This is a genomic window from Micrococcus sp. EYE_212 (assembly GCF_023147585.1).
Taxonomy (GTDB): Bacteria; Actinomycetota; Actinomycetes; order Actinomycetales; family Micrococcaceae; genus Micrococcus.
The window spans coordinates 128,738-140,268 of the sequence record NZ_JAHXOZ010000004.1 but is presented as its reverse complement, the minus strand read 5'-3'; the positions used below and the strand labels follow the sequence as shown (position 1 = coordinate 140,268).

At 74.3% G+C, this 11,531-nt stretch carries 13 protein-coding genes and 1 pseudogene; 7 read left to right on the top strand and 7 right to left on the bottom strand.

All coding sequences use genetic code 11. The annotated features are described in order from the left end of the window. Positions 1–98: 98 nt before the first annotated feature. Entirely contained in the window at positions 99–467 is a 369-nt protein-coding gene (locus KZX60_RS04410) for a VOC family protein (protein ID WP_248115835.1), read from the bottom strand. A gap of 98 nt (positions 468–565) precedes the next feature. On the opposite strand from KZX60_RS04410, the gene KZX60_RS04405 reads away from it, so the two are divergent. Further along, complete coding sequence (locus KZX60_RS04405) at positions 566–823, top strand: hypothetical protein (RefSeq protein ID WP_248115834.1); 258 nt, start codon at positions 566–568, stop codon at positions 821–823. On the opposite strand, the gene trpB is transcribed toward KZX60_RS04405, so the two are convergent. Then, entirely contained in the window at positions 792–2,138 is a 1,347-nt protein-coding gene (gene trpB / locus KZX60_RS04400; RefSeq protein ID WP_248115832.1) for a tryptophan synthase subunit beta, read from the bottom strand. The genes KZX60_RS04405 and trpB overlap by 32 nt on opposite strands. Positions 2,139–2,412: 274 nt before the next feature. Between trpB and KZX60_RS04395 the strand changes: the two genes are divergently transcribed. After that, entirely contained in the window at positions 2,413–2,970 is a 558-nt protein-coding gene (locus tag KZX60_RS04395; RefSeq protein ID WP_248115830.1) for a hypothetical protein, read from the top strand. Here the strand turns inward: KZX60_RS04395 and KZX60_RS04390 are convergent. Both KZX60_RS04390 and KZX60_RS04385 read right to left on the bottom strand, forming a co-directional pair. Further along, positions 2,882–3,328: a zinc-binding dehydrogenase gene (locus KZX60_RS04390; RefSeq protein ID WP_248115868.1), complete on the bottom strand. Its 447-nt coding sequence runs from the start codon at positions 3,326–3,328 to the stop codon at positions 2,882–2,884. The two genes, KZX60_RS04395 and KZX60_RS04390, sit on opposite strands and share 89 nt — an antisense overlap. A 156-nt stretch (positions 3,329–3,484) precedes the next feature. After that, positions 3,485–3,732, bottom strand: a pseudogene (locus tag KZX60_RS04385) (NADP-dependent oxidoreductase); the annotation flags it as partial. Between the two features lie 219 nt (positions 3,733–3,951). On the opposite strand from KZX60_RS04385, the gene KZX60_RS04380 reads away from it, so the two are divergent. Next, positions 3,952–5,043 carry an endonuclease/exonuclease/phosphatase family protein gene (locus tag KZX60_RS04380; protein ID WP_248115828.1) on the top strand — a complete coding sequence of 364 codons (1,092 nt, stop codon included), beginning with the start codon at positions 3,952–3,954 and terminating at the stop codon, positions 5,041–5,043. A gap of 166 nt (positions 5,044–5,209) precedes the next feature. On the opposite strand, the gene KZX60_RS04375 is transcribed toward KZX60_RS04380, so the two are convergent. Beyond that, the gene (locus tag KZX60_RS04375) at positions 5,210–5,605 is read right to left on the bottom strand and encodes a DUF2809 domain-containing protein (RefSeq protein ID WP_248115826.1); all 396 of its coding nucleotides are present in this window, start codon (positions 5,603–5,605) and stop codon (positions 5,210–5,212) included. Between the two features lie 58 nt (positions 5,606–5,663). On the opposite strand from KZX60_RS04375, the gene KZX60_RS04370 reads away from it, so the two are divergent. Next, positions 5,664–6,374, top strand: a complete 711-nt coding sequence (locus KZX60_RS04370) for a 4a-hydroxytetrahydrobiopterin dehydratase (protein WP_248115824.1) — start codon at positions 5,664–5,666, stop codon at positions 6,372–6,374. Between the two features lie 31 nt (positions 6,375–6,405). Here the strand turns inward: KZX60_RS04370 and KZX60_RS04365 are convergent, their stop codons facing one another. Continuing rightward, positions 6,406–7,686, bottom strand: a complete 1,281-nt coding sequence (locus tag KZX60_RS04365) for an MFS transporter (RefSeq protein ID WP_248115822.1) — start codon at positions 7,684–7,686, stop codon at positions 6,406–6,408. 24 nt (positions 7,687–7,710) lie between these two features. Between KZX60_RS04365 and KZX60_RS04360 the strand changes: the two genes are divergently transcribed. Further along, on the top strand, positions 7,711–8,193 hold the full coding sequence (locus KZX60_RS04360) for a MarR family winged helix-turn-helix transcriptional regulator (RefSeq protein WP_248115821.1): 483 nt from the start codon (positions 7,711–7,713) through the stop codon (positions 8,191–8,193). 36 nt (positions 8,194–8,229) lie between these two features. Here the strand turns inward: KZX60_RS04360 and KZX60_RS04355 are convergent, their stop codons facing one another. Next, entirely contained in the window at positions 8,230–9,060 is an 831-nt protein-coding gene (locus tag KZX60_RS04355; protein ID WP_248115820.1) for a fused MFS/spermidine synthase, read from the bottom strand. Between the two features lie 143 nt (positions 9,061–9,203). On the opposite strand from KZX60_RS04355, the gene KZX60_RS04350 reads away from it, so the two are divergent. Both KZX60_RS04350 and KZX60_RS04345 read left to right on the top strand, forming a co-directional pair. Further along, complete coding sequence (locus KZX60_RS04350; RefSeq protein ID WP_248115819.1) at positions 9,204–10,355, top strand: DUF819 family protein; 1,152 nt, start codon at positions 9,204–9,206, stop codon at positions 10,353–10,355. After that, positions 10,355–11,515, top strand: a complete 1,161-nt coding sequence (locus KZX60_RS04345; protein WP_248115817.1) for a dipeptide epimerase — start codon at positions 10,355–10,357, stop codon at positions 11,513–11,515. Before KZX60_RS04350 ends, KZX60_RS04345 begins: the two co-directional genes overlap by 1 nt. Positions 11,516–11,531: the final 16 nt, after the last annotated feature.

The following is an 11,531-nucleotide window of genomic DNA, read 5'->3' as shown; positions in this document are numbered from 1 at the left end:
CCCCCCCCCGAAACTCGTCGCCACTTTCTGTTGTTCCCCCGCGTGCAAACAAACCCACCGCCACGACTCGTTCACGTTCGGGCCGTCGGTGCGGACGGTCAGTCGCCGATGTCGAGGATGCAGAACTCGTTGCCCTCCGGGTCGGCCATGACGGCCCATCCGAGGTCGGCGCGACGGTCGTCGACCATAGCGGCGCCCATGCCCCGGGCGCGCTCGACCTCGGCGTCGCGGGTCGAGCCGCCCTCGACGGCGAGGTCCATGTGGGCGCGGTTCTTGACCGTCTTGGCGTCCGGGACGCGGTAGAAGAGGACCGTGTACCCGTGCGGCGTGACGAGGTAGCACTCGTCCGATCCCGGTTCGTAGGCATCGGGCTCGGTGATCTCCCAGCCCATCAGCTCGCGCCAGAACTCGGCGATCGCATAGGGGTCCAGGGCGTCCCAGGTGGTGTGCGAGAGGCGGAGGCTCATGGGGCCATCGGACCACAGGACACCCGTGCGGCGACAGGCCCCGCGGCGTGCCGGATGACCCCGGGTGACCTGGCCTGCGGGAGCTGCCCCAGCGTCCGGTGCATGGGCTCCGACGTCTCCTCCCCTTCGTCCTCCCGCGCGGCGGCGTCTTCGACCGCGTCGTCCTGGTGCACGGCTTCGACTCGGACGTCCACGCGCACTGGTTCGACTGGCTTGCGGGCCAGGTGCCGGGGCTCGAGAGGATCTCCCTGCCGGACGCCGGCGCCCCCACGGCGCCCGCCGCCGTCTCCGAGCTTCCGGGGCGCGGCGGGCACGACGGTCGGCTCAGCGCACCGTCTCGTCCGCCTCGCCCGTGATGCCCAGCTTCTCGGCGACGTAGTCGACGTCCTTGTCCCCGCGGCCGGAGAGGTTCACCAGGATGCGCTGGTCGGTGCCCATCTCCGCGGCCATGCGGATCGCCCGCGCCACCGCGTGGGAGGACTCGAGCGCCGGGATGATGCCCTCGAGCTTCGCGAGCCGCTGGAACGCGTCCAGCACCGCGGCGTCGTCCTCCGCCACGTACTCCACGCGGCCGAGCTGCGCGAAGCGGGCGTGCTGCGGGCCCACGCCCGGGTAGTCCAGCCCCGAGGCGATCGAGTGCACGGGGTCCGGCACGCCGGCCTCGTCCTGGAGCACCTTCGTGGCCATGCCGTGGATGACGCCGTCCACGCCCCTGCCCATCGTCATCGCGTGCTCGCCCTTGGCCCCGGAGCGGCCTCCGGGCTCCACGCCCACCAGCCGCACGTCGGCGTCGTCGAGGAACGCGGTGAACGCGCCCATCGCGTTGGACCCGCCGCCCACGCACGCGACGACGGCGTCCGGCAGCGCGCCGAAGCGCGCCTGGAACTGCGCGCGGGCCTCACGCCCGACGACGGCCTGGAAGTCACGGATCATCGTGGGGAAGGGGTGCGGGCCCACCACGGAGCCGATCGCGAAGAGGTACCTGTCCGGGTTCTGCGCGTAGACGTCGAACGCGGAGTCCACGGCCTCCTTGAGGGAGCGGCCCTCCTTCTCCACGGAGACGACCTTGGCGCCGAGCAGGCGCATGCGCACCACGTTCGGGTGCTGCTTGGCCACGTCGATCGCGCCCATGTGGATCTCGCAGTCCAGGCCGACGAGCGCGGCCGCCGTCGCCAGGGCCACGCCGTGCTGGCCCGCGCCGGTCTCCGCGATGACGTTGTGCTTGCCCATGCGCTTGGCCAGCAGGACCTCGCCGAGGGTGTGGTTGATCTTGTGCGCGCCGGTGTGGTTCAGATCCTCGCGCTTGAGGACGATCCGCGCTCCGCCGAGCTCGTCGGAGAGGCGCTCGAGCGGGGTCAGCGGGGAGGGGCGCCCGACGACGTCGCGCAGCAGGCGGGCGTACTCGCCGTAGAACGCGGGGTCATGGCGTGCCTCCGCGTAGGCCTCGGCGACCTCGCGCATGGGGCCGGCCAGCGGGGGCGGCAGGATCGCGCCGCCGTAGGTGCCGAACATGCCGTCCTCGGAGGGCGCGAGGTCCGGGGTGTGCGCGAGGTCCGTGGCCTCGGCGAGGGTGCGGGGCTCGGCGGCGTCCGGCACACCGGCGGTGGTGTCGGCGCCGGCGATGTCCGCGGCGGTTCTCAGGGCGTTGTCCTCGGGATTGCGGTGCGTCATGGGGTCCTCCTGGTGGGTGGTGCCCGCCGGAGCCGCTCATGCGAAGAGCCGCCCGGCAGGCGGGCGGCTCGTGTGTCAGGTGCGCGTGACAGGGACCGCCCTCAGGCGGTCCACCACTGCGCGCGCGTCTGCATGACAGTGAGGGTACGCCCCCGGGAAGGCGCAGGGTCATGCCCCCCGTCCATGACGCCGACACATGACCACCATGCGAAACAACGTCTCACATCGTGGATGGGGATCGCCCGCTCGGTGAACGGCGATTCACTCTGTCTCCATGACGACCACCGCACCCGAGACGACCCAGACCGCCGACGCCCTCGCCGTGCTCGCCGCCGTGCCGGGCATGCGGTACGCCGAGTTCCTCACCGCCGCCCCCGCCGTGCCGGGCATCGTCGCCGTCGTGGCGGACGACGAGGCCCGCGCTGCCCTGGGCGTCGCCACCGACGTCCTCGCCGTGGACGCCGCCGACGAGAGCCTGCAGTGCCGACGGGCGCGCGTCGCCTTCCAGTCCGGCCGCACCGCCGCCTCACCCGTCCGCCAGGCGCTCGCGGCCCTGCTCGCGGACACCCTCGACCTGGACGTGGAGCCCACCAGCCCGGGCGCCGCCGGGGAGGGCTTCGCGCTCACCCCCGAGTCCGAGGACGAGCTCACCGCGTGGATGCGCGCCCACCTGAGCCTGCGCGCCTGGGTGACGCAGGATGCCGCATCGCTGGGGGAGGTGGCGCGGGAGGTGGCCGCCGCGCTCAAGCCTGCACTGGACCCGGCCGACGCCCGCGTGGGCGAGCGCCTCGCGGCGATGACCGCCGCCGCCCGCCGCTCGGCGACGATCTGAGCAGGCCCCGCTGGGCCGGCGGCGTCTCCGTGCTGTTGTCCTGCGAGATCGCCCCGCACAGGGCCGCGCGGCCGCCGCGGTTCATGGCGCCGATCGCGGCCTCGAGATGCTCCCCGCCCACGTTGTCGAAGTAGACGTCGATGCCGTCGGGGGCGGCCTCGGCCAGCAGGTCGGCCACGGCGCCGTCCCTGTAGTTGAACGCGGCGTCGAAGCCGAGCTCCTCGAGGCGGCGCACCTTCTCGGCGGAGCCGGCGGAGCCGATCACCCGCGACGCGCCCAGCGCCTTCGCAAGCTGGCCCACGGTGGAGCCGACGGCGCCGGCCGCCCCGGAGACGAAGACGACGTCGCCCTCCTTCATCTGCGCCACGGCGGTGAGGCCCGCGTACGCGGTGAGGCCGGTCATGCCCAGCACGCCGAGGTAGGCGGAGTCGGGGGCGGCGTCGGTGTCCACGACGGTGGCGTCCTGGCCGGCCAGCACGCTGTACTCGCGCCAGCCGAGCTGGTGGAGGACGGGGGCGCCCACGGGCAGGTCCGCGTTCCGGGAATCGATCACCGTGCCGACGGCGCCGCCTCGAGCGGGGCGTCGATCTGGAACGGGGGCACGTAGGACTTCACGTCGTTCATGCGGCCGCGCATGTACGGGTCCACGGACATCACGGCGTTGGCCACGAGCACCTGACCCTCCTCGAGCGGGGGGAGGTCCACGGTCTCGAGGCGGAAGTCCTCGGGCGTGGGGGCGCCGTGCGGGCGTGCGGCCAGCACCACCTGGCGTGTCCGCGCGGGGCGGTCGGCGGGGGTCGCGCCGCGGTCCAGGCCGCCGCGCTCCGCTGAGCGCGAGATGAGGGGTCCGTCACGGCGTGCGCCCGTGCCGTCGCGGCCCCAGCGTCCGCGGCGTCGAGCACGCACCGGCGGGGCGCGGCCTACCCTGGGCCCATGGACACCACCGCCGCGAAGCTGACCGGGCTCGGCTTGATCTGACCCATGACGCTCCTGGGCCGGATCGCCGTCGCCGCCCTCTGGGCCGTCCTCCTCGCGGCCAGCGTCGTCGTCCTCGCCCCGGGCAGCGCGCCGGGGCAGTGGCTGGGCACGCGGATCCCCGTGGCACAGGCGCTCGCGTTCCCGGGGGTGTTCGGCGCGTCCGCCGTCGTCCTGGGCCTGGCGGCGCTCCTCCTCTCCGCGGCCCGGGCGCGGCGCGTGAGCCCGCGGGTCAGCGCCGTCGTCGCCGGACCGGCCGTGACGCTGATGCTGCTGGGCGTCCTGCTGACCGCGTTCCCGGTGGGGCCGCCCTGGTCCGTGGGCCCGGCCGGCGCCGTCGGGAACACGGGTCCGATGCTGCGGGTCACCGTGTTCAACAGCCTCGACACCCTGACCGCGGCGGACGTCGACCGGCTCGTGACCCACCTCGACCCGGACGTCCTCGTGCTGCCGGAGGCCTCACCGGACCGCGTCCGCCGGGCCGTGGCAGGGACGGGCTTCGCCGGGGGTGTCCACTCGGCGACCGAGGCCGGATTCAGTGCCGGCCGGCCCGCAGGGGTCGCGCCGACGACGATCGCCGTCCACGCACGCCTCGGGGCCGTCGCCCCCGGGGACCCGGTCCCGACGACGTTCGGCGCGGTCCGCCTCGACCCTGCCAGCCCGGCGTCTGAGGACCCCGGCCCCCACGGCGTCCTCCCCGCGATCCTCGGGGTGCACACCGCCCCGCCCGTGCCCCGGTTGATGGACGCGTGGCGCGCCGACCTGGAGAGGCTGGCCGTCGCGGACGCCGATGCCGTGGCGGACGGCGGGCCACTGATCCTCGCCGGCGACCTCAACGCCACTCTCCGGCACGGGCCGCTGGCGGCCCGGACGCGACTGGTGGACACGGCGGCGCAGTGCCCCGGGAGCCCGGAGGGGACGTGGCCGACCGAGCGGCCCGCCTGGCTCCGCACCCCGATCGACCACGTGCTCGTCACCCCCGACGTCGAGGTGGTCGACTGCGCGACGCTGCGGGTCGGTGCGTCCGACCACCTCGCCTACGCGGCGACGCTCCGCCTGGTGGGCGACCCTGTGGGCCGGGGTGGGGGAGTCGGTTGAGAAATGCCATGGGCTAGATCGGATAGCCCATGGCAATTCTCGAGGGAGCACCCTCCCCCCGGGGAACGGCCCGGGTCGTCTCACCCCGGCCTCGCGCCGACCCTCGGGTGCACAGGCGAGGCGCCTGCGCCCCCCGCCTCACCGCCGACGCGCCCGCACCCCCGCCTCACCGCCGACGCGCCCGCACCCCCGCGTCAGCCAGGGCGGCCGCCGCGCAGCCGAGCGCGTAGAGCAGCAGGTCGCCCGCCACGAACGTCGTCCCCAGCACCAGCCGCACCGGTGGGAAGGCCTGCGCCCACGCCACGGGCAGGCCCGTGAGCTGGAACAGCTCGATCGCCGCGCAGACCGCCAACGCGACGCCGCCCACCGCGAGGGATCTCTGCCGCGGCAGCACGAACGCCACCACGAGGTACACGAGCACCGCATAGAGGGCGTCGCCGGCGGGCCCGGTCCACGCGCCGTGGAGCAGGAGGCGGACGCCGAGTCCCAGCACCAGCACGAGGGCCGCGGCGCACGCCAGGGCGGCCCGACGTCGTGCGGAGGTCGGGGGAAGGGTGCTCACGCGATCCATGGTGCCCCCAGTCTCCTCCGGGGCCACCTCCCGGTGGCACGATGACGTCATGAGTGAGACCCCCGTCACGGACCCCCGCCGCCTCCTGCGCACCGCCGAGGTGGCCGACGCCGGCCTGGAGGACTGGCGCCTGCTCGCCGGCCGCCTCAAGGCGCGCTTCACCCCGGCGGACTACGCCACCGGCCTCGAGCTCGCCGCCCGGATCGGCGCCGCGGCGCAGGACGCCGACCACCACCCCGAGCTCACGCTCACCTATACGGACGTGGTGCTCACGCTCGCCAGCCACGACGTCGGCGGGGTCACCTCCCGCGACCTGCGCATGGCCCGGCGCATCAGCGGGATCGCCCGGGAGCTGGGCGTGCGCGCCGACGTCGTCGGCCTGACCCAGCTGGAGCTCGCCCTCGACACCGCGCGCGGGGCGGCCCAGGCGCGGATCTACGCGGCGCTGTTCGGCGCCGATGTCACGGGGGACGGCGACCTCGCCGACCCGAGCGGGCAGACGCCGTCGATGTGGTGGCAGGGCCCGGAGGGCGAGGCTTCCATCGGGGAGCACGCCCTGCCCGCCCCCGAGGTGGAGCAGCGCTGGCACCTGGACGTGTGGGTGGCCCCGGAGGAGGCGGAGGCCCGCCTGCAGGCCGCCCTCGACGCCGGGGCCACTCTGCTCAGCGACGCCTCCGCGCCCTCGTTCTGGGTGATCGAGGACGCCGACGGCAATCGGGCGTGCGTCTGCACCGCGCTGCGCCCCGACCACGAGCACTGAGCCGTCCTGGCGCCCGGGCCGTCGAGCCGCCTCAGCGGGCGGCGGCGGTCCCGTTCCGGCCGTGCTTCCGGCCGTGCACCGCGAAGTAGTACACGCATCCGACCACGAGTGCCGCCGCGAGCACGGCGTACATCGCCCCGTAGCCGGCCGCGGCCACGAGCCCGCCGAGGGCGACCGGCCCCAGGCCCAGCCCGACGTCGGCGAACAGCATGAGCGTGGAGATGCCGGCGCCGAGCTGGTGGGCCGGCACGGCGTTGACGGCGATCGCCTGCGCCGCCGGCATGAGCGTGCCGTAGCCCAGGCCGCTCAGAGCGCCGGCCACCACCACCTGCCAGTCCTGCGTGGCAGTCGCCAGCAGCAGCAGCGCGGCGAGGAAGCAGACCAGCGCGGGGTACACCACGACGTCGTCGCCGCGGCGGTCCTGCACCGTGCCGAGGGTCAGGCGCATCAGCAGCATGGCGGCCGCGTAGGCGAGGAAGAAGAACCCCGCTCCGGCCGTGAGCCCGCGGTCCACGGAGTAGGCGTCGAGGTAGGTGATGACCCCGGAGTAGGCCAGGCCCACGATGAGCATGAACCCGGCGATCGGCACCACCGCCGGGTGCAGCACGGAGCGCAGGCGGAAGCCGACCGCGGGCGCCGGGTGCTCGACGGGCACCTCGCTCGCGCCCTCCTCGCCCGGGGTGAGGGCCTCGCCGTGGTCCACGCCGGCCGGGGCCGGTGCCGGTGCCGGGGCGGCCGCGGGGTGCTCGCCCAGGGCGAGGGCGAGGAGCAGGCTGACCACGGTCACACCGAGCGTGGTCCAGAACAGCCATCCGTAGCCGGCCGAGCCGACGAGGAAGAGGCCCAGGGCGGGGCCGATCGCGGTGGCGAGCGTGGTGCCCAGGGCCAGGATGCCCGTGCCCTCCGCGCGTCGGGAGGCCGGGATGGCGGACTGCGCCGCGGCCATCACGGCCGTGCTGGCGAACGCGTAGGCCGCACCGTGCAGCATGCGCACGACGATGAGTGCCGGCAGGGACGAGGCCGGCAGGTACAGCGCGCACGAGACCACGACGACGGCGAGCGCGACCAGCAGGACCCGACGGCGGCCGAACCGGTCCACCACGTGGCCGGTGACGATCCGGGCGAGCGTGGCTCCGATGACGAAGGAGCTCGACGCGAGCCCCGCACCGGCCTCGGACGCCGCGAACTGGCGCACGGCGTAGAGGGCCATGGTGGTGACGAGCGCGTAGAACACGACGAACTGGAGGAAGGAGACCACCCACGCGAGCACGAAGGTGGGGGAGGCGATGCGCTCCCGCTCGGCAGTTTGCATGATGCAAAAGGTAGCATCTTTTGCATGATGCAAGAACCCGAGGCGGCGTGGGCCGATCCGGTGCGCGGGATCGTCTATGAGCACATGCTCCTGCAGCGGGTGGCGGCCCAGGGCGTGGCGCCCCATGGCCGCACGAGCGTGCTCGAGCGCAGCGCCACCGTCCTCCTCGCCCGCCTCGAGGCGGGCGGCCCTATGACCATCGCCGAGCTCGCCGAGTCCTTCGACCTGGACGTCTCCACGGTGCACCGGCAGGTGGCCGCCGCCATGAAGGCCGGGCTGGTCGAGCGCATCGCCGACCCGGGCGGGGGCCCGGCCCGGCGCCACCGGCCCACCGACGACGGCCGGGCCCGGCTCGCCGAGGAGCTCGCCACCCGGCGGGGCGCCGTCGAGCACGTCGTCGCCGACTGGCCGGAGGAGGACGTCGCCGACTTCACCCGGCTGCTGCGGCGCTTCAACGAGGGCGCCGAGACGTGGCGCGGCCATCCCTGGCCCCGGCCGCAGGACTGAGGCCAGGGATGGCCGCCGCCGCGCGCCGGAGTCCGCTCAGCCCCGCGTGAGCCGCTCCGCGAGGGAGGCGGACTCCGCCCCGTCCAGCACCGCCGCCGGGTGCGGCCCTGCGGCGGCGAGGCGGTCCCGCAGCCCGTCGACGACGAGCGCCGGGCCGGCGGCCAGCACCGCGTTGCCGAGCGCGCGCCGTTCGAGCATCCCGGCGTCCGCGAGGGTCCACGGTCCGGGCGCTCCGGCCTCGGCGGCCGCCTCCTCGAGGGCGTCGATCTGCGAGCCGAGGAGGAGCAGGCCGTCGTCGTTGCCGACGTTCACGAGCAGGACGCCGCCGTCGTCGAGCAGCCCCAGCAGCTCGCCGTAGAACTCCGCGCCGCTCAGGTGGGCGGTGCCGTCCGCGTCCGTGCCGATGTCCAGCACGACGGCGTCGAAGCGCGCGCCGTCCATCAGCAGGTCGACGGCGGCCAGGCGCGCGTCCGCCACGACCGACTCCAGCCGCGTGCCGTCCGGCATCGGCAGCTCGGCGAGCACGAAGGCGACGAGCTCACGGTCCAGGTCCACCGCGGTCTGCTCCGAGCCGGACCGGGTGGCCTGCACGTACCGGGGCAGCGTCAACGCGCCGGCGCCCAGGTGCAGCACACGGACCGGCTCGCCCGCCGGGAAGGCGGCGTCGAGCACGTTCGCCATCCGGCGCAGGTACTCGTACCGGATGCGCCCCGGGTGCTCGAGGTCCACGTGGGACTGCACGGCCCCGCCGATCTCGAGGACCCAGCCGTCGTCGTGCTCGTCGGGCAGGATCCGGGCGAGCTCCGCGGACGTGCCGAGGTGGACGGTGCGCGGCGCGGGGGAGCCGGCAGGACGCTGAACGGGCATGGCCCCCAGTATGCGGGCCGCGCCGCCGCGCCGACGCGGGGCCCGGCTCCGGTACTGTGACCTGAGCCATGCTCGTCATCGCGTGGCTCACACTCGACTGCCCCCCGCGCCGCTGTGCGCTCGCACCCACCCAAGGAGGGCCCGTGATCACCGACGGCCTGCTCATGATCGGCGTGGTCCTCGGACTCGCCGGCCTGCTGATCGTGCTGGAGAAGACGACCGGCTGGAAGTTCTTCAAGTACGTCCCCGCCATGGTGCTCATGTACCTGATCTGCGCCGGGCTCAACACGCTCGGGGTGTTCGGCGACGCCAAGGACGTCCGCGCGCCCCTCAAGGCGCTCAAGGACGTGGCGCTGCCCGCCATGATCTTCCTGCTGCTGCTCGGCTGCGACCTGCGCCGGATCATGGCGCTCGGCCCCAAGCTGCTGCTGACCTTCTTCGTGACCGCCGCGTCCATCATGGTCGGCATGATCCTGGCGTTCCTGCTCTTCCGCGGCGCCCTCGACCCCGAGTCGGGCAAGGCACTCGGCGCGCTCTTGGGCTCCTGGACGGGCGGCAGCGCCAACATGGTGGCCGTGCAGGACATCGTGAAGGCGCCGGAGAACATCTTCGGCTACGCACTCATCACGGACACGGTCGTCTACTCCGTGTGGCTCATGCTGATGTTCTCCGCCGTCCTGCTCTCGGACCGGTTCAACCGCTTCACCAAGGCGGACACGAGCTACCTGGACGGCCACATCGCCGCGGTCGAGGAGGAGAAGCGCCCGATCTCCGTGACCTCGCTGGCCGGCCTCGGCTTCGGCTCGATCCTCATCGCCACCCTCGCCATCTGGATCGGCGGCCTCCTGCCCGCCGTCGGCACGTTCATCAACTCCACCGCGTGGACCATCATCATCGTCTCGGTGCTCGGTCTGATCTTCGCGCAGACCCCGCTCGCGCGCGCGGCCGGCTCCGCGGAGCTCGGCACCCTGATGCTGTTCATCGTGATAGGCCAGATCGCCACCGGCTCCGACTTCGCGGGCATCTCGCAGGCCCCGGTGTACCTCGGGGTCGGCGTGGTGACGCTGCTGATCCACGCGATCATCATGGTGGTCTACGCGAAGCTCACCCGCACCGAGCTTTTCTCCATCGTGGTGGCCTCCGTGGCCAACGTGGGCGGCATTGCCTCCGCTCCCGTTGTGGCCGGCACCTTCAGCCGCCAGCTCGTTCCCGTCGGCATCCTGTTCGCCCTGATCGGCACGCTCATGGGCACCTGGGTCGGCCTGCTCGGCGCTCAGATCATGCAGGGCCTCTGATGGCGCACGACGACGCCGCGCGCACCTCTCCCGTCACCGTCGCCTCGGTGCGGGCGCACCTCCACGCCAGCCGTCTGCTGCGCCCGTTCGTGACGGCGCAGCGCCGCACGGAGGCCGTGGCCTACGTGGCCGTGGACGTGACCCTCGCGGGCGGTCCGGGGGAGGTGGCCGGCGTCGTCGGGCAGGGCTCCGCGGCCGAGACCGTGGCGGTCACGGGCGAGAGCGCCGAGACCATCCTCGCGGCCGTCAACGGGCCGATCCGGGCCGCCCTCGAGGGGGTGTCCGGCACCCCGGACGAGCTCGCCGCCCTGGCGCGCGGGGTCGTCCCGGGCGCCTCGAGCGCGCGGGCCGCCGTCGACGTCGCGGTGCACGACGCCCTTGCGCGCGCCCTCGGCGTCCCGCTCGTGGAGCTGCTGGGGGCGCCGTGCGGCGTGCGCCTGGACCCGGCCGCCGGAATCGCCTCGGACATGACCGTCTCTCTCGAGGAGCCCGCGGTCATGGCGGGCCACGCCCGCGAGGCGGCGGCGGACGGCTATGGGATCCTCAAGATCAAGCTCGGCCGGGACGCCGAGCAGGACCGGGAGCGTCTGGCTGCCGTCGTCGAGGCCGCGCCCGGCGCGCGCCTGCGGATCGACGCCAACCAGGGCTGGACCCCGGACGAGGCTGTGCGCGTGCTCGCCCGGTTCGCCGCGGACGGCCTGCCGATCGACCTCGTCGAGCAGCCCGTGGCGCGCGACGACCTCGCCGGCCTGGCCCGCGTGCGGGCCGAGAGCCCGTTCCCGGTCATGGCGGACGAGGCCGTCTGGGGCCCCGACGACGCGCGCCGGATCATCGACGCCGGCGCTGCAGACATGCTCAACATCAAGCTCGCCAAGACCGGCGGGCTGGGGGAGGCCCTGGCCGTGGCGGACCTGGCCGCCGAGGCCGGGCTGACCTGCATGGTCGGCGCAATGATGGAGCCGCGCATCGGGATCGCCGCCGGGGCGCACCTCGCGTTCGCCCACCCGGCGATCGCCATGGTGGACCTGGATCCGCCCGCGTGGTTCGCCTCGCAGCTGCCGGCCGGCGGCTTCACCGACGACGGCACGCTGCGCCTCACGGGCGGGCCCGGCCTGGGGCTGGAGCGGCTGTGCGCAGAGGACGACCCGCCCACGATGTGACGGCCGCCGCCTGCGC